Genomic DNA, 18,434 nt, shown 5'->3' on the forward strand with positions numbered 1-18,434 from the left:
GGGGGTTGGGGGGTTATTGGTTGTTGGTTATTGGTTGGTGGTTGTTTGACGTAAATAGCGAATCACGAATAACGATCAACAAATAACGATCAACAAATAACATATAACCATGTAGGAGATTGAATCTATGCGAATTCTTTTGGTTGATGATGAAGTGGAATTAATTGACCCCCTGAGTCGCGTTCTGACACGGGAAGGATATCAGGTGGATGTGGCTTATGATGGGGCGACGGGCACGCAGTTGGCGTCAACGGGGGGCTATGATTTGTTGATTCTGGATTGGATGTTGCCCCATCGGTCTGGGTTGGAAATTTGCCAGCAACTGCGACGCAATGGAGATTTGACGCCGGTATTATTTCTGACCGCTAAAGATACTTTGGACGACCGGGTGCAAGGACTGGATGCGGGGGCTGATGATTATTTGGTCAAACCGTTTGAGTTACGGGAATTGTTAGCGAGGGTACGGGCACGAGTCAGGCGATCGCCCAGTCAAGAGTCTAGCATTGTTTCCCCTCCGAATGAAAGTCACCCTCGCCGGTTGCGGGTGGAAGATTTAGAACTAGATTGTGACAATCAGATTGCTTATCGGGGAAAACGGGCGATCGCGCTTTCAGAAAAAGAAAGCCAACTACTAGAATATTTAATGACCAACCCCAATCAATTACTCACCCACGAAGCTATCCATCAACATTTGTGGGGCAGCACCACCAAACCTAGCAGTAATGTATTAGCTGCCCAAATTCGATTACTCCGTCGCAAAATTGAAACCAATGATGAAGCTTCATTAATTCATACGGTTTATGGCAAGGGATATCGCTTTGGTTTATCCACGGCGACCAACGCTTAATCAAGAAAAATTTACAATTTTTAAGGGAGGGAGAATTTTGTCCCTTGTTTTCCTTTTCTGGGGAAATTCCCCCAATGAGCAATCGCATACTGAAATTATGTATTCTGCATTACCAGCCATGACCAATTTTGCATTACCAGGTATGCAGTGGGCTTAAGGAAATTTAAGGATCCCTCTTTCCCGGCTAAACCCCTAAACAGCGGATCTCACTCATTACTAACTGTTTTTATTTGCTTTTAAGCCGCCAAATCAGGGCAATGTACTTATCAAAAATAAATATTTTCTTAATTTAAACTAGGTATAAAATAGGATATTATCTATTTATACTAAAAAAAACTAACCTCTTGAGTGGAGTCCCGAATCGAGTGCCTTATGATTACTAAATCAATGCCTAAATAGGCTATTAAATATCATCCTTAATATGATCCATTAATGATCCAAATTGTTACCTAATGTGTTTTGTTGTGTACTGATTTGAATCAGGGGCATGATCCGGTTATAAAAGTGACACAACCACTACTCCATCACGCAACGGAAGTTTATAAGCTGATTCTAGTAAATCATTCAAAAAAAAATTATGAAAGCTCCTGATAAACTCAATCGCCAAGCTCAGAAAAACCAATGCTCTTCTTTAATGAGAATGCCGCTGCCACCAACGGCATCCCACCGGAGAAGTCCGAGCATGAATCAAGCAGTGCAAGAATCTGGTGAAAAATTACCCAAAGAATTTACGGTGCAGATGTTACGCCAACAAGCGGCGCATCACGCCAAACGGGGAAATTACCCGCAAGCGATTTCTCTGCTGACACAAGTAATTAACTCTAGTTTGAGTGGGCGAACTCCGATGGACTATAACAATCGTGGGTTGATGTATTTCCACTGTGGTCAGCTTGAAGAGGCGATCGCTGACTACAACCGCGCTTTAGAACTGAATCCTAATTTAGCCGCTGCTTACAATAATCGGGCTAACTGCTATGTCAACCAAGGGGAGTTGGTTTATGCCCTTGTGGACTACGATCGCGCCCTTGACCTCAACCCATTTCATCTTCGGGCTTTGATTAATCAAGGAGTGACATTCCGTCATTTGGGAATGTATCGGGAAGCCCTGGATAATTTTGACATTGCCTTAGCCCAAGGCAAGCTAGAAGCCTATATTTATGCTCAACGGGGTCGGACCCATCACCTAGCCGGGGATTGGAATTGGGCGATCGCCGACTACCTGCGATCGCTCCGATACCTCAACCAAGAAAAAAATGCCCTTGGGTCGCTAAATTCGGGGATTGGCAAATTCGTCAACACCTGGCTTAAAGCAATTATTGCCCCGCTGACTGCTTAAGGCGCTAAAGCGGTTGCCCTGGGATCGCTAGGCAGACTATTCACGGGTTTTTTGGGAATCTGCCGTTTGGGTGCTTCTCTGGTTGATGGATGATTATCTTGCCAAACAATCTGCAACTGCTGTGGATCTTGCAGTTCAGTTTGTTCCTGCATAATCTTTTGCGTCTGCTGTGGGTCGAAGTTGTGACTAAACTCGGAGCGTAAGCGCTGCACACGCGCTTCAGTGCGTTGGACTTCTTGGGTAATCTCTTGCAGCTTTTGTTGTTGTTCTTTGCAAGAAGGAATCAACTGCGCCAAGGTAGAAATTGCCACCACAGATATTGCCAGATTAACCACTAATTTCACACTGGTTTCAACGGCGATCGCTCGATTGGGATTAGCGCTGAGTTTCCGCTTGGGGGTAGGTTGGCGTCGGACTGAGGCGTTGTGACGACTACGATCCCTGGTTGCTGATTTTAAATGAGTTCGGGAGACTTGTATGGAGTTCATGAGCTTTAAATTAGGCGTTGAGATTGAATTTACTAACTATTTACTAATTATTTACTAATTATCACTTTCGCCACAATTTACTTTACTCCGTAGCATTTCCGCATTCGGCTTAAATTTATGATGAAATGGGGACATCCATCCAGGACGCCCCCACTTCCACATCGCGGATCAACCCTGCATGGGTAGGAAAGTAGAAGCCTTTTCAGGGTTACTTGCCGATGGCTTGATCCAATGTCAGAGATTACTTATACAATTCCAAAGCCAAGCGATAGGCCAAAATTCCAGGAATCAAGGCTAGTACGAGAGCTACATAAACTTGGGTATCCGATAGCATACGAGAAAACTCCTTTGACGGCTAGTTATTTTTAAACTAATTTGCGCTATCTCGTGAACTTTTGGAAGAATTTGTTACAAGACTCAACAAAAATTAAATTCGTGATTGGTTGTTGGTTATTTGTTGTTGGTTATTTGTTGTTGGTTATTTGTTGCTAGTTATTTGTTGTTGGTTATTTGTTGTTAGAATTGCGAATAACCAACAACAATTAACAATTAACAATTAACAATTAACAATTATTTACATCGCCAGGTATCCAAAGATGACGATCTTCTGATATTGATCCATAATAGAAGATTGACTCACGGCTCATTGATACCCTGTCAGGTCTGAAGGATAGTTAATGGTAGAGCAGTTTATTGACCTCTCGCCCAATTTTGGGATTGATACATTTTTCCTCCTGCTAATTTTAGTGGGACTGGAAGCGGTGTTGTCTGCGGACAATGCGATCGCTCTGGCATCAATTGCCCAAGGCTTGACCGATCCGAAGTTACAACGTCAAGCCCTTAACTTTGGGTTGATTGCCGCGTTTGCCTTGCGGATGTTGCTGATTTTAACCGCCACCTGGGTGATTCAATTTTGGCAATTTGAACTTATTGGCGCATTGTATTTGTTGTGGTTGGTGTGGCAATACTTTGCATCTGAACAAGAAAAAGATGAAGATGGCACCACTCACCATAAGCATAGCTTTACCGCTTTGTGGCAGGTGATTCCCCTGATTGCCATGACCGATTTGGCTTTCTCCCTCGATAGTGTGACGACGGCGATCGCGGTAGCTGACCAAACTTGGTTAATTCTCGCTGGGGGTGCCATTGGCATCATTGCCTTGCGGTTTTTGGCCGGATTATTTATTCGTTGGCTCGATGAATTTACTCACCTAGAGGATGCTGGTTATATCAGCGTTGGGTTGGTAGGCTTACGGCTGTTGTTGAGAGTAGTCAACCATGACTGGGCACCGCCCCAGTGGTTGATGGTTTCGGCGATCGCTTTAATCTTTATCTGGGGATTCTCGGAACGCACAAAAGATCACAGCCCAAAAATTCAAGAAAAACCAGACGCCAATCCGTAATTCATGCATCTGGCTGATAATTTTTCGGGGCGTCCACCATCGTGGACGCCCCCTAGTTTTAATTTAGCTTACTCATACAACCAAGGAGTGTTCGCTGGAGTCCAATTCACCAGTTCTTCATCTTTAAACCAAAGCTTAATTTCGGTTTTAGCAGTTTCTACTGCATCAGAACCGTGGATAATGTTCCGTCCCACATCCACACCAAAATCACCCCGAATCGTTCCCGGTTCGCTATACAAAGGATTGGTTGCCCCAATCAATTTCCGGGCTGAGGCTACCACCCCGTTTCCTTCCCAAACCATCGCCACCAGAGGGCCAGAGGTAATAAATTGCACTAACCCAGGGAAAAATGGTTTTTCCCGATGCACCCCATAATGTTGTTCAGCTAATTCTTTGCTGACTTGCATCAGTTTCAACCCGACTAAAGTAAAGCCTTTGGATTCAAAGCGACGAATAATTTCGCCAACGAGTCCCCGTTGGACGCCATCGGGTTTAATTGCGATAAATGTCCGTTCCAAAATGTCTGTCCTAGATTTGTATCAAATTATCCAAACACAATATTATCTCACAAAGGCAATCTTTTAAATATTAATGATTGTTTATTGGTAATTAATTATTTTGATAAAAGCCGGCCCCGAAAGCCCCGAAAGCCCCGAAAGTCCCGAAAGCCCACCCCCCACCGAACACATTAAAAAACCGGGTTTTTTAGACGGCAGAGCAAAAAAGTGAGTCATTGACCGAAAAAAGAAACCCGGTTTTTTAGGATGATGAATTAATGGGTTAACGGATACTTAACCTGGGGTGATGATTACTGTTGTTTCAGTAGTCTATGATGGTTTTACCGATAATATCCATCATGTAAAGATAGTTTAGCAAACAGTTTATCAAACAGTTTAGCAAACACCACTTGTTGAGCAAAAGTAGCTTTTTAGATCATTGCTATGATTGCTATGATTGCTATGATTGCTAATAATAATGTTTGAACAGCAACTCCTTAAAATTGAAAAAATGGCCAGTCTTGTTCGCGTCTATACTCAGTCATGTTTTCAAATTTACGCAATTCCGCTCGTTCTACTAATAATTTCTGCGGATTATCCATCAATTGATGGTTTAATTCAGTGAAAATGGAACTTAGGCGATCGCGCTCTAAATCTTCAGGAATTTTGCCAAAGTAGGCGACAGTAATGTGAGCCGTAAAATGATATTGTTGCTCAATTCCCAAGGCAATTAGTCCTTGATTTTGATAGATAGCACGGCGTAATTGCACAGTCTGACTATAAGAATGCTCATCCACCGGCACTAATAAAACGCCAATTGAGCGGTTGGATACCATGATCCCTATCACTTGCCAAGCAATCGGGTCTCCTTTGGTTAAGTGACTAGATTGTTGAAAGCTGTCAGCAATGCGATCGCGTAGTTGCCTTTCCAGATCCGGGGTACAAATCACCTGAAGATAAGTATCATCCCAGATTAAATCCGCTAGGGTTAAATGAAAACTATCTGGGGGCAATGCCACCAGCCAATTTCCGGGAATTTGCGCCAATAACTGCGTTTGGCATTCATGGATCTGCTGATAAAATTCAGCATTCTTTAAGTCATCTTTCCACGGAGGAGTAATTACCGAATATCCGGGGAATGGTACAGGTTTCCTGTTTCCCGCTTCATCCGGCTTGAACTTCGGAGACTCTTGAATATGTTGCAGGGCAGACAGATATTTTTCGGGGAGGGTCTGTCGCACTACGCGATTGAGATAGACCTGATATGTATCGTCCAATTTATCACTCCTAATTATTATACTAGAGTTAGGTGAACATGATGAAGTCAACCTCATCAAGTTTACGTTTTGTAACTTTACGGGAAAGACTACATCATTATCTAGTGTACTCATTATTTACACAGGTATTTCTTTGTGCCAATTTACTTGTATTGGGGTGAGGATGATTTTGCGATGGGCAAAGCTGTGGCCGCTTTGCGCGATCGCGTCTTGGATCCTGCTTGGGCGGCTTTTAACTATGAAAAAATTTCCCCAGATACCCCCGATGGGGTGATTCAAGGCTTGAATCAGTCCATGACCCCCCCTTTTGGCAGCGGCAGTCGTTTGGTTTGGTTGGTCGATACCACCATTTGTCACCATTGTTCCGGGGATATGTTAGCAGAGTTGGAACGCACTGTCACGGCGATTCCCGAGTCAACGGTGTTACTGTTGACTACGCCGAGTAAACCGGATGGCCGGATTAAATCTACTAAATTATTACAAAAATATGCTCAAATTCAAGAGTTTTCGCCGATTCCCCCGTGGCAACAAGATCAGCTAGAGAAAGCTGTGGTAAAAGTGGCTCAAGAAATGGGGCTGAAGCTGACCGATGCCAGCGTGCAACTTTTAGCCGAAAGCGTCGGCAATGAGACGCGATTGCTCTATAGTGAAGTTGAGAAATTACAACTGTATGCCGGAGAAAGGCGCGATCGCCCTCTCAAAGATGAAATTGTCGGCACATTGGTCACATCCAGCGCTGCCAATAGCTTAAAATTGGCGAGCGCCATTCTCCAAGGAGATACTTCTCGCGCTTTAACATTGATCTCTGACTTGATCGGTCGCAACGAACCGGCTTTAAAAATCGTCGCTACTCTCACAGGTCAGTTTAGAACCTGGTTATGGGTGAAGGTGATGATTTCCGCAGGGGAACGAGATGAGAAGGCGATCGCCCAAGCAGCAGAAATTGGCAATCCCAAGCGGATTTACTTCCTGCGTCAGGAAGTCAAAGCAATCACCCAAGGACAATTGCAAAAGACCTTGAGCATTTTGCTAGACCTAGAAGTAAGCTTAAAACGTGGGGCTGAGGAACTATCCACTTTGCAAACCAAAGCGATCGAACTTTGCCAAGCCTGTCGCCCTTGATTTATTTGATAAGATTTAATTAAGTTTAGGGTTAATTGGAACTTCCAGGTTTTAAAATAAATCAAACACCATAAGAGCGGTCAAAGACCATTGATTCCGATCATTGATTCTGGCCATTGAATTTTCTGATGTTTGAACTAAGTAACGACAACAACATTGCTCAAGATAACTAGAATGCTTAAGTGTCTATCTGTTCAGCGGTTTTTTTAACCAATTCTGGGATATAACAATTCTCAGAGTTATGAAGTACAAAAAAACTGTCATTCCCGCGCCAGCGGGAATCCAGAAAACCTCTGTAATTCGCACAATAACCGCTATAAGCACACTAAATAGCAATCATAACACCAGGGAACGAAATCTTAAAGCTTGACCTTGTTAATGACTGTTGTACTTTTCACATACCCTGTTTTGTTGGTTTAATTTGATTATGTTAACTTCTAACTTTTCCCCATTGACTTCTAAATGGTTATCTAGATCGCTCCTGGCGGCGATATTGTCCACCATGAGTTGTTTCACTGGTCTAACTCCCAGTATTTCCCTCAAATCTGCGGCTATTTTAGACTTTAATTCGGCGGCTTTGGCACAACAATCGGCTCCAAGTTTGTCCGCAGCGGAAATTACGAATTATGCGCGATCGCTTTTGGCCATTGAACCATTGCGGCAAGAATATTATAATCAGATTAAACAGCGGTTCACAGGTAGGGAAGAAATGCCCCAGATTATTTGCAGCGATCAAGATAGTGTGAATAGGCTGCCAAGAGAAATTCGCGAATCGGCGATCGACTACTGCCAAAAATCGATTGCAATTGTAGAAAACAATAGCTTAACCATTCAGCGATTTAACCAGATTACTAATTTATTAACCCAGGACACGAGAATCCTAGAGCGAATTACTGCGGAATTGCTGCGTTTACAAACCCCGAATTTGTTTCAGTAATTTGTTTCAGTAATTTGTTTCAGTAATTTGTTTCAGTAATTTGTTTCAGTAATTTGTTTCACTAAATTTTATGGGCGATTCTCTCCGGGACAGGGTGGGCAATACTAACCCTGTGGTTGTTGTAGGGGCGCTTCGGCTTGCGCCCTTGACCCCTGGTTGTCGCCCTTGACCCCTGGGAATCTGTCCTAAATTGAGGGCGCAAGCCGAAGCGCCCCTACATGAAATAACGATTTTTGGTCATCAAATTTATCACCTTGACAGGGCTGGGTGGGCAATGCTCACCATTTTCTAGTTCCCAGACTACAGCCTGGGAACTAGAAAACGAGAAATTATTCCTTAGTGCTGCCATCGGGCATGGTGGCACCTTTTAACTTAGCACCATTCAACTTAGCCCCCGTTAAATTAGCTTCTTTCAGATTCGCTCCTTCTAAGTTAGCATTTTCCAAATTTGCCCCACTCAAATTGGCTGAACTCAAATTAGCTTGACTCGAATTAGCGCCGGATAAATTAGCGCCACAAAAATTCATTCCCGTTAAAGGTTGACCACTTAAGTCATACCAATTTTAAAAATTATTGCTACGATTTCGAGGTTAATTTGGGCGCAAGCCGAAGCGCCCCTACAAGCATCTGGCGATTTATCATTTGGGGCACAGTGCTTGCGCCCCAAATGATGGCATATTTGCATATTTAATTAGAAATGGTATCAGAAGATTGAGTTGTTGCGCTTCTGGCAGATTTTGACAGCGTTCCGTCAGACTGTCTACCTGTCGTTTCAACCCTGCCACATATTTTTTCAGCAGGGCTTGTTGATCTTCAACCTTTTGCAATATGACCGAGAATTGCGACGATTTCTTGTAGTTGATGAGACATAGTAATTGATTCGCAAATGTTCTATTTTAATTGTCTCACCGATTGTGCTCCAGTGAGTAGTGAGTAGTAGGGTGGGCAAGGTTTTGCCCATTCTACGGATCAAGCTCATAGTTATACTTTTGTCTACCATCGACCCTTTGTTAGCGCTAACTCCAGAAGAGTTTACCCCGCTGCTGCTGCAATTATCCCGCGAAGAACTTATCCCTAGATTTGCCCAAAACTCTTAGCCTTGATCAAGAGCGATCGCGACTGACGACAAAAAAGCCATCTCGTTTACCAAAAGAAAAGCGCCTCAGATTCAAATCATCTCCACATTAGAATTAGTCAAATATTGAGCTAAAGAACTTAACCCAGATTTAAAGCAGTTACGTTTAGCCATTGAATTAATTAGAGTAAAAAGTAAATACATCCCCAACAAAAACCACCCTTTATATAGCTGGTGGAAAAAGCACATCGACTGAATCAATATTCTTTGTGTCCTTTGTGCCTTTGTGGTAAAAAAAACCCAATTTTTTCCCCAAAAACTATTGACAAATCCCAAAATACTCGCTAAAATAAAAAAAATGGTAAAGTGGGAAACTGTGCCGACATATATATAGAGGCCAGAAACCGGGTTTATTCCTATTTTGCTTTTCCCTCTCCCTGTCCGACTTCTGTGGTGAAACAAAATCAATGGCAAAACTTGAAGACCTCACCCCAAAAACCATCATCAAAGGCATTATCCCCAATCAAAATGTCACGGTGATTAATGCCGAATGGCATGGGAATGATGTAGTAGAGTTAACCTACAAAGATATCCAGGGACAACCCCATACACAATTATTATTTAGAGATAGTGAAGCGGATTTAGAAATTGTCACCGCAGGGCAACCTTGGAGTTTTGATGGGGATGGGGCATTATTTCGCCTAGTTTCTGAAGCCCACCGGATTAATTTAGGCCATCTTTTCGACCCTTTATTGGCAGTTCATACCTCTTTGGTGGAACCATTGCCCCACCAAATTATCGCTGTCTATGGGGAAATGTTGAACCGACAGCCCTTGCGGTTTTTGTTAGCCGATGACCCAGGGGCAGGGAAAACTATTATGGCCGGTTTATTTATTCGCGAGTTATTAATTCGCGGGGATTTACAGCGGTGTTTAATTGTTTGTCCGGGCAGTTTGGCCGTCCAATGGCAAGATGAGTTAGACCAGAAATTTCATCTGCCTTTTGAGATTTTAACTAAAGAGAAAATTGAAACCTCGCGGACTGGTAATCCTTTGGCGGAAATTCCCCTGGCGATCGCCCGTTTAGACCAACTCAGTCGCAGCCAAGATTTGCAGATAAAGCTGAAACAAACCGACTGGGATTTAGTCGTAGTCGATGAAGCCCATAAAATGTCCGCTTCCTTTTTTGGCGGCGATATTCGGGAAACTAAACGCTATAAATTGGGCAAACTTCTTTCTACCCTGACCCGTCACTTTCTCCTGATGACCGCTACCCCCCACAACGGCAAAGAAGAAGACTTTCAGCTATTTTTAGCCCTCTTAGACGGCGATCGCTTTGAAGGCAAATTTCGGGATGGGGTTCATGCTTGCGATACCTCCGACTTAATGCGACGTTTAGTTAAAGAAGACTTATTGAAATTTGACGCCAAACCCCTATTTCCCGAACGGTTAGCCCATACAGTTCAATATAATTTATCTGACTTAGAAGCCCATCTTTATAAACAAGTCACCGACTATGTACGAGAAGAATTTAACCGGGCAGATAATTTAGCCAAAAAACGCCGAGGGACCGTAGGTTTTGCCTTGACTATTCTGCAACGACGCCTCGCTTCTTCCCCGGAAGCGATTTATCAGTCGATCGCCCGACGGAAAGAACGCTTACAAACCCGACTCCGCGAAGAAGAATTGCTAAAACGGGGAGAAGAAATTGATGTTCCTGAAGATTGGGAAGAATACTTAGAAGACTTATCTTCCGCAGAACAAGAAGCCGCAGAAGAAGAATTAGTAGACCAAGCTACTGCCGCAAGAACGATCGCTGAATTACAAGCGGAAATCGATCGCCTCAAAGAATTGGAAAACTTAGCCCTGCGGGTTAGAAGGAGTGGTCGCGATCGCAAATGGGAGGAATTATCGCGGGTGATTTCGATGATTTTCTCACCACAAAGACACGAAGAACACAAAGAAGAACACCCTTTGTGGTCTTTGTGTCTTTGTGGTTATGCTAAAAAGTTGGTGATTTTTACCGAACACCGAGATACTTTAAATTATCTTTATCATCGGATTACTACTTTACTCGGTCGTCCCGAAGCGGTGGTGACAATTCATGGGGGAATGGGTCGAGAAGAACGGAAGAAAGCTGAGGAAGCTTTTAAGCAGGATGTTAGGGTTGAGGTGTTAATTGCTACGGACGCTGCGGGGGAAGGGATTAATTTACAGCGGGCACATTTGATGGTGAATTATGATTTGCCCTGGAACCCCAATCGGTTAGAACAGCGGTTTGGGCGAATTCACCGCATTGGGCAAACCGAGGTTTGTCATTTATGGAATTTGGTCGCAGGGGAAACTCGCGAAGGTGATGTTTATCTTTCTCTATTGAAAAAGTTAGAAATAGAACAAAAAGCCCTAGGGGGAAAAGTCTTTGATGTCCTCGGTAAGGCGATCGCCGGTCAGGAGTTGCGGGAATTGTTAATTGAGGCTATTCGCTATGGCGATCGCCCCGACGTGAAAGCCAAACTCAATCAGGTACTCAGCGATCGCCTAGATCAGAACCGCCTCCAAGACTTATTAGAAGAACGGGCCTTAGCCCGAGACTCAATGGATGCCAGCAAAGTCCAACGCATTCGGCAGAACATGGAACGGGCCGAAGCCCGCAAACTCCAACCTTATTTTATCGCCACCTTCTTCTTAGAAGCCTTTCAACACCTGGGGGGAACTATTCGCCAACGGGAACCAAAACGCTATGAAATCACCCATGTCCCCGCTACTATCCGCAACCGCGATCGCCTAATTGGGCGAAAAAATCCCATCTTGCGGTCCTACGAACGCATTTGCTTTGACAAATCACTCATCAGCATTCCGGGCAAACCCCTCGCGGAATTCATCTGCCCCGGACACCCACTATTAGACGCCACCCTAGACCTAATCCTAGAAAGACACCGCCAACTCCTCCGCCAAGGAACTATTTTAATCGATGAAAACAACCCAGAATCAGAAACTTTCGCCTTAATTTATCTCGAACATTCCATCAAAGACGGACGGGGACAAATCATCTCCAAACGGATGCAATATGTAGAAATTCCCTTAGCAGGGGAAAATGAACCACAAAGACACAAAGAACACGAAGGCAGAAACGCCGGATATGCCCCTTACTTAGACTATCGACCCATCACCCCACAAGAAATTCCTTTGTGTCCTTTGTGTCTTTGTGGTGAAAATACATCCCAAACCATTGAAACCAAAGCCAAAAACTATGCCATTCAATACTTAGTCAACCAACATCGCCAGGAAGTATATCAACATAAAAAAGAATTGCTGGATAAAATAACTTATGCCGTCAAAGACCGGCTGACCAAAGAAATCAACTATTGGGACTGGCGGGCAGCGGAACTCAAGCAACAGGAACAAGCGGGAAAAGTTAACGCTAAAATAAACTCGGCTAAAGCCCAGCAACGGGCTGATGAATTAGCTGCCAGACTGGAAAAACGCCTAATAGAATTAGAACAAGAAAAGCAAATCATCGCCAGCCCGCCGGTAGTAGTCGGGGGGGCATTAGTAATTTCCCAGGGACGATTAAACCAACTTCTTGAAAGAGAAAATATCAGCAATAGCCTAGACAAAAAACAAATAGAAATAGCCGCCATAAACGCAGTAATTAACGCCGAACAAAAACTAGACCATCAACCCCAAGACATTAGCGGGGAAAACCGGGGCTATGACATCGAATCCTTAAATCCCCAAACTAGCAGACTAACATTCATCGAAGTCAAAGGCAGAATAGCCGGGGCTACCAATGTCACCATCACCAAAAACGAAATCATCACCGCCTTAAACCAACCGGAACAATATATCCTAGCCCTAGTAAAAATATCCCCAAAAACCGATCCAGAAATCCGCTATATTGCCCAACCATTTCAAAAAGAACCGGACTTTGGGGTTAATAGCGTAAACTATAATTGGGCAGACTTATGGAACCGAGGAAAAAACCCTTTGTGAACTTTGTGCCTTTGTGGTAAAATAAAATAGATATAAAACCACAAAGACACAAAGAACACGAAGGAAATCCCCCTTTGTGAACTTTGTGCCTTCGTGGTGATAAAATATAAAACCACAAAGACACAAAGGACACGAAGGATGAGTAGAGAAAGGGCTAATGAATTATCGAATATAATTATTGGGGCAGCCATTGAAGTCCATCGAGAATTAGGTCCTGGGTTACTAGAGTCCGCGTATCGAGACTGTTTAGAGTATGAACTAAAACAGCGAGGGGTATATGTAGAACGCGAGGTTTTCCAGCCAGTGACTTATAAAGGAATACGACTTGATTGCGGTTATCGTTTAGACTTATTTGTAGAGAACTTAGTCATTATTGAAATTAAAACCGTAGAAAGTTTACAACCTATCCATACCGCCCAACTACTCACTTATCTTAGATTAAAACAACGTTGGCTAGGTTTACTGATTAATTTCAACGTCCCTGTTCTCAGAAACGGCATCAAACGCCTACTCAACGGTTAACTTCTTCGTGTCCTTCGTGTCTTTGTGGTTATCTTATCTTATGCGTAAAAAACTCATCGAAGTATCCCTCCCCCTGGAAGCCATTAATATGGAGTCAGCCCGGGAAAAGTCTATCCGTCACGGTCATCCCTCAACGTTACATTTATGGTGGGCACGGCGACCTTTAGCGGCTTGTCGGGCGGTGTTATGGGCTTCTCTTGTAGATGACCCCAGCAGTTGGCCCGATAGATTCCCTACAGAAGAAGAACAGAACAAAGAACGGGAGAGACTATTTGATATTTTAGGGCGAATTGAAATAGAGACTGATAAGAAAGGGAACAAAAAAGAGACAGTACGCGGGTTAGTGTCTTGGGATGATATTAAAGATGAGAAGATTATTCATCAAGCCCAAGCAGAAATAGCCCGGTGTTTGGCGTGGGAACGGGGAGAGGAACCGCCCACGAAACCGGAGGCTGTCCGAGAATATATTGCCAAATATGCGCCACCAGCTTATGACCCGTTTGCCGGGGGTGGGTCTATTCCCTTGGAAGCCCAACGGTTAGGGCTAGAGGCCCATGCCAGTGATTTAAACCCGGTAGCGGTATTGATCAATAAAGCATTAATTGAAATTCCGCCGAAATTTAAGAATTTGCCGCCGGTGAATGGGGAAGATCGGAAGCGGAGTAACTTAGAGTCTTGGAAAGGGGCACAGGGTTTAGCGGCTGATGTGCGATTTTATGGTGGTTGGATGCGGGAAAAGGCGTTAGAAAAGATTGGGGATTTATATCCTTCGTGTTCTTTGTGTCTTTGTGGTGAAGAAGAAAAAAAATTAACGGTAATTGCTTGGTTGTGGGCCCGGACGGTGAGATGTCCCAACCCCGCTTGTGGGTGTGAAATGCCTTTGGTGAGGAGTTTTGAACTTTCGACGAAGAAGGGTAAAGAGGCTTGGGTGGAGGTTGAGAACCACAAAGACACGAAGGACACGAAGGTTCGGTTTACGGTGAAGACCGGGGAAGGGAAGGCGCCGGAGGGAACGGTGAGTCGCAAGGGGGCGGTTTGTGTGGCTTGTGGGACTCCGGTAGGGTTGGATTATGTGCGGTTTGAGGGGAAAGCAGGGCGTATGGGTCAGCAGTTGATGGCGATCGTTGCTGAGGGAGATAAGGGTCGGATTTATTTGTCGCCCACCGAGGAACAGGAAAAGGTTGCTTTTTCCGCTAAACCAACATGGAAACCGGAAACGGAACTCGTTGATAATTCTCGTCACATGACTCCGGTAATTTATGGCATGACCAAACACGCTGATTTATTTACAAATCGTCAATTAGTTGCCCTGACAACGTTTAGTGATTTGGTGAGTGAGGCGAAAGATCGGGCGATTCAAGATGCGATTTCTGCCGGTTTACCAGATGATAATGTGCCCTTAAGTGACGGCGGTACTGGGGCAAGGGCTTATGGGGAAGCTGTAGCAACTTATTTGGCTTTTGCTTTAGATAAAAGTGCTGATTATTGGTCAGGTTTATGTAGTTGGCATTCTTCGGGAGAAAAAATGCGTAATACTTTTGGCCGTCAAGCTATTCCAATGGTTTGGGATTATGCAGAATGTTGTCCTTTTAGTGATTCAAGTGGTAATTGGATGGCTTGCATTGATTGGGTTTGGAAAGTAGTTGAAAAGTGTTCTTATTTAATTCCTGGAATAGTCAGCCAACACGATGCCACAGCCAGCCATGAAAACGACGAAATCCCCAAATTAATCTCTACAGACCCGCCATATTATGATGCGGTGCCTTATGCTGACTTATCGGATTTTTTCTATACTTGGCTGCGGGAATCTCTGGGTTCAATTTATCCTAATATTTGCAGCACTTTATTAGTACCAAAATCTCAAGAAATGGTGGCGGATAAATTTCGGCATGGTAGCCAAGCCAAAGCCAAACAATTTTTTGAGAATAGCTTAATTAAGGTTTTCAATCGAGTCAATCAAATCAATCATCAAGATTATCCGTTCACAGTTTACTATGCTTTGAAACAAACAGAAACAGACGATGATGATAATGTGGCTTCAACGGGTTGGGAAACAATTCTCGAAGGCTTAATGCAGGCTAATTTTAGTATTAACGGGACATGGCCATTAAGAACCGAATTAAGTAACCGTATGAGAGGACAAGGTTCAAATGCCCTAGCTTCTTCAATTGTCCTAGTCTGTCGCCCCCGACCAAAGAATGCCCCGAAAATTTCCCGCCGCCAATTCCTCAGTGAAATGCAGCGAGAACTCCCCAAAGCCCTAAAAACCTTACAACAAGGCAACATTGCCCCGGTTGACCTCGCCCAAGCGAGTATTGGCCCTGGCATGGCCATCTATTCTAAATATGCCGCTATTCTAGAAAATGACGGCACTGCCTTGCCAGTCCGAACCGCCCTGCAACTAATCAACCAACTCCTCGATCAATTCCTCACCGAACAAGAAGGGGAATTTGACGCCGACACTCGCTGGGCATTAACTTGGTTTGAACAAAATCAATTTAATGAAGGACTATATGGGGATGCGGAAACTCTTTCCAAAGCCAAAAATACCAGCATTCAAGGCTTAGTTGCCGCCGGTATTCTCGAAGCCAAAGCGGGTAAAGTCCGCCTCTTACAACGCCAGGAATTACAACCGGATTGGAACCCAAAAACTGATGAACGAATGCCGGACTGGGAAATCACCCAACAGCTAATTCACACCTTAGATAAACAGGGAGAAATAGCCACCGCCGAACTCTTATCCCAACTGGGAGATAAAGCAGAAATTGCCCGCGACTTAGCCTATCGCCTCTATAACCTATGCGACAGAAAAGGCTGGACAAACGAAGCCCTAGCCTATAATAGTTTAGTCATCGCTTGGCCGGAAATCCAGCGCTTATCCCATCACCAGAAATCTTCCCCCGAACAACTTGGTTTATTGTAACCTTTGTGACCTTTGTGCCTTCGTGGTAAAATAAATATAAAACCACAAAGACACAAAGAACACGAAGGAAAAACCCTTTGTGTCCTTTGTGCCTTTGTGGTAAAATAAATATAAAACCACAAAGACACAAAGAACACGAATAAAAAACCCTTTGTGTCCTTTGTGCCTTCGTGGTAAAATAAATATAAAACCACAAAGACACAAAGAACACGAAGAAAGTCCTATTCGTAAAATAAATACATCTATTATGAGTCCAGAAATTGAAGCCGCGATCGCGGCTATTGAAAAGTTATCTCCCCAAGAACGGCAACAAATTTTGCAAATGTTGCTGGAAAGCCAACAACCCAATCTCGAAAAACTTAGCGATCGCTTTTGGCAAGGATTTGCTTTGCATGAGTTAATAGAATCTCAAAAACCAATAACAGTAAATCAGCCCCAAGAACTCCGGGCATATTTTTGGCCAGAAGAAGAGTCTATTGATGATTTTTTAACTTTTATGAGAGAACAACGTCAAGGAACATTAAGCAGTGATTTAAGTTAAAATGGGTGTGATACTAATCGATACTGATATTACTTCTTTTATTTTCAAGGGTAGTAATTACGCTGACCCTTATCTACCGCTTTTGCCCGGTCATCAGTTAGCCCTTTCATTTATGACAGTTGCCGAACTATTTCAATGGGCAATTCTGCATCATTGGGGCGATCGGCGTCTCGCACAATTAGAGGAATATCTATTAAATTACTTGGTGATTCCAACGGATCTACCTCTTTGTCGGCAATGGGCAAAAGTTCGGGGCGATCGACAAAGTATTGGACGGCCAATTTCGCCTCAAGATGCTTGGATTGCCGCTACTGCTTTGCGTCATAACTTACCCCTTGTCACCCATAATGTAAAAGATTTTCTAGACATTCCTAATCTCCAATTACTTACTCCTCCGTGACCTTTGTGCCTTCGTGGTGATAAAATATAAAACCACAAAGACACAAAGAACACGAAGAAAAAACCCTTTGTGTCCTTTGTGCCTTCGTGGTAAAATAAATATAAAACCACAAAGACACAAAGAACACGAAGGAAAAACCCTTTGTGACCTTTGTGCCTTCGTGGTAAAATAAATATAAAACCACAAAGACACAAAGAACACGAAGGAAAAACCCTTTGTGACCTTTGTGCCTTCGTGGTAAAATAAATATAAAACCACAAAGACACAAAGAACACGAATAAATTAAATAAATTACTAAAGGATAAAATATGAATACTCAGTTAGTTGATTCGATTATTCAAGTGATTCAGGCATTACCCCAAGCCGAACGAAAAATGCTGATCGACCAACTTAATCGCATGGTAGAATCTGACACAAACTCTATTAATGAAGATGCCTGGGAAGTTTGGCGATCGCTAGGGGATGATGCCGTGGCAGGGCGGTTAGAAAATACTTCTATCTACCATGATAAATATCTCTATTCTCAGGAGCAATAAAAAAATTAATGAAAAAAATATTTGTAGATACAAGTGCTTTTGCTGCCCTAGCTGACAAAAATGATGATAATCATATCAAAGCGGTAGAATTTAATCGTCAAGTTAAGGGAATTATTCTCGTGACTAGCAATTATATTTTAGATGAGCTTTATACTTTGTTGCTGATGAATGTTGGGTACGACCCAACGGTAAAATTTAAAGCCAAGCTGGATATACTCATTGCTCATAACCTATTACAAATTGTCTGGATTTTCCCAGAAATTAACCGAAAAACTTGGCAAATATTCGAGCAATTCAATAGAGATAAGCAATGGTCTTTTACCGACTGTACCTCTTATGTAGTGATGAAAGAATCTGGAATTACTGAAGCATTTACTTTCGACCGCCATTTTTCGCAAATGGGCTTTATTCGTCGTCCTGATTAACTTTTAACCTTTGTGTCCTTTGTGTCTCTGTGGTAAAATAAATATAAAACCACAAAGACACAAAGAACACGAATAAAAAACCCTTTGTGTCCTTTGTGCCTTCGTGGTAAAAT

General features: G+C 43.3%; 17 protein-coding genes. 12 read left to right on the top strand and 5 right to left on the bottom strand.

Going from position 1 to position 18,434, the window contains the following annotated elements; genetic code table 11:
• Positions 1–127: 127 nt before the first annotated feature.
• Both rppA and ABWT76_RS24285 read left to right on the top strand, forming a co-directional pair.
• Positions 128–847 carry a two-component system response regulator RppA gene (gene rppA, locus ABWT76_RS24280; protein ID WP_054464139.1) on the top strand — a complete coding sequence of 240 codons (720 nt, stop codon included), beginning with the start codon at positions 128–130 and terminating at the stop codon, positions 845–847.
• A 577-nt stretch (positions 848–1,424) separates the two neighbouring features.
• Positions 1,425–2,183 (top strand): tetratricopeptide repeat protein, encoded by a 759-nt coding sequence (locus ABWT76_RS24285; protein WP_354635074.1) that lies wholly within the window; start codon positions 1,425–1,427, stop codon positions 2,181–2,183.
• Here the strand turns inward: ABWT76_RS24285 and ABWT76_RS24290 are convergent.
• Positions 2,180–2,671 (bottom strand): hypothetical protein, encoded by a 492-nt coding sequence (locus ABWT76_RS24290; protein ID WP_054464137.1) that lies wholly within the window; start codon positions 2,669–2,671, stop codon positions 2,180–2,182. The two genes, ABWT76_RS24285 and ABWT76_RS24290, sit on opposite strands and share 4 nt — an antisense overlap.
• A 241-nt stretch (positions 2,672–2,912) precedes the next feature.
• Positions 2,913–3,005: a photosystem I reaction center subunit XII gene (gene psaM, locus ABWT76_RS24295; RefSeq protein ID WP_072160594.1), complete on the bottom strand. Its 93-nt coding sequence runs from the start codon at positions 3,003–3,005 to the stop codon at positions 2,913–2,915.
• 343 nt (positions 3,006–3,348) lie between these two features.
• Between psaM and ABWT76_RS24300 the strand changes: the two genes are divergently transcribed.
• Positions 3,349–4,074 (top strand): TerC family protein, encoded by a 726-nt coding sequence (locus tag ABWT76_RS24300; protein ID WP_054464136.1) that lies wholly within the window; start codon positions 3,349–3,351, stop codon positions 4,072–4,074.
• A 68-nt stretch (positions 4,075–4,142) separates the two neighbouring features.
• Here ABWT76_RS24300 and ndk read toward each other — a convergent pair whose 3' ends face one another.
• Together ndk and ABWT76_RS24310 are read right to left on the bottom strand one after the other, a co-directional pair.
• Entirely contained in the window at positions 4,143–4,592 is a 450-nt protein-coding gene (gene ndk / locus ABWT76_RS24305) for a nucleoside-diphosphate kinase (RefSeq protein WP_054464135.1), read from the bottom strand.
• Between the two features lie 476 nt (positions 4,593–5,068).
• Positions 5,069–5,848, bottom strand: a complete 780-nt coding sequence (locus ABWT76_RS24310; RefSeq protein ID WP_054464134.1) for a DUF1868 domain-containing protein — start codon at positions 5,846–5,848, stop codon at positions 5,069–5,071.
• 135 nt (positions 5,849–5,983) lie between these two features.
• Between ABWT76_RS24310 and holA the strand changes: the two genes are divergently transcribed.
• Both holA and ABWT76_RS24320 read left to right on the top strand, forming a co-directional pair.
• Positions 5,984–6,970: a DNA polymerase III subunit delta gene (holA, locus tag ABWT76_RS24315; RefSeq protein WP_054464133.1), complete on the top strand. Its 987-nt coding sequence runs from the start codon at positions 5,984–5,986 to the stop codon at positions 6,968–6,970.
• Positions 6,971–7,397: 427 nt separating this feature from the next.
• Positions 7,398–7,907, top strand: coding sequence for a DUF4168 domain-containing protein (locus ABWT76_RS24320; protein WP_072160606.1), 510 nt, complete (start codon positions 7,398–7,400; stop codon positions 7,905–7,907).
• A gap of 329 nt (positions 7,908–8,236) precedes the next feature.
• On the opposite strand, the gene ABWT76_RS24325 is transcribed toward ABWT76_RS24320, so the two are convergent.
• Positions 8,237–8,434 (bottom strand): pentapeptide repeat-containing protein, encoded by a 198-nt coding sequence (locus ABWT76_RS24325; protein WP_054464131.1) that lies wholly within the window; start codon positions 8,432–8,434, stop codon positions 8,237–8,239.
• A gap of 1,015 nt (positions 8,435–9,449) precedes the next feature.
• Here ABWT76_RS24325 and ABWT76_RS24330 point away from each other — a divergent pair.
• From ABWT76_RS24330 to ABWT76_RS24360, 7 genes are all read left to right on the top strand, one after another.
• Positions 9,450–12,974: a helicase-related protein gene (locus tag ABWT76_RS24330; RefSeq protein WP_354635075.1), complete on the top strand. Its 3,525-nt coding sequence runs from the start codon at positions 9,450–9,452 to the stop codon at positions 12,972–12,974.
• Positions 12,975–13,112: 138 nt separating this feature from the next.
• Positions 13,113–13,496 carry a GxxExxY protein gene (locus tag ABWT76_RS24335; RefSeq protein WP_054464129.1) on the top strand — a complete coding sequence of 128 codons (384 nt, stop codon included), beginning with the start codon at positions 13,113–13,115 and terminating at the stop codon, positions 13,494–13,496.
• A gap of 40 nt (positions 13,497–13,536) precedes the next feature.
• Complete coding sequence (locus ABWT76_RS24340) at positions 13,537–16,419, top strand: DUF1156 domain-containing protein (protein WP_354635076.1); 2,883 nt, start codon at positions 13,537–13,539, stop codon at positions 16,417–16,419.
• A gap of 247 nt (positions 16,420–16,666) precedes the next feature.
• Positions 16,667–16,960 carry a hypothetical protein gene (locus ABWT76_RS24345; protein ID WP_354635077.1) on the top strand — a complete coding sequence of 98 codons (294 nt, stop codon included), beginning with the start codon at positions 16,667–16,669 and terminating at the stop codon, positions 16,958–16,960.
• A 1-nt stretch (position 16,961) separates the two neighbouring features.
• Positions 16,962–17,360: a type II toxin-antitoxin system VapC family toxin gene (locus ABWT76_RS24350; RefSeq protein WP_054464127.1), complete on the top strand. Its 399-nt coding sequence runs from the start codon at positions 16,962–16,964 to the stop codon at positions 17,358–17,360.
• Positions 17,361–17,668: 308 nt separating this feature from the next.
• Positions 17,669–17,896 (top strand): hypothetical protein, encoded by a 228-nt coding sequence (locus ABWT76_RS24355; RefSeq protein WP_054464124.1) that lies wholly within the window; start codon positions 17,669–17,671, stop codon positions 17,894–17,896.
• An 8-nt stretch (positions 17,897–17,904) separates the two neighbouring features.
• Positions 17,905–18,321 (top strand): type II toxin-antitoxin system VapC family toxin, encoded by a 417-nt coding sequence (locus ABWT76_RS24360; RefSeq protein ID WP_190880738.1) that lies wholly within the window; start codon positions 17,905–17,907, stop codon positions 18,319–18,321.
• Positions 18,322–18,434 lie beyond the last annotated feature (113 nt).

Source organism: Planktothricoides raciborskii GIHE-MW2 (genome assembly GCF_040564635.1).
Taxonomy (GTDB): Bacteria; Cyanobacteriota; Cyanobacteriia; order Cyanobacteriales; family Laspinemataceae; genus Planktothricoides; species Planktothricoides raciborskii.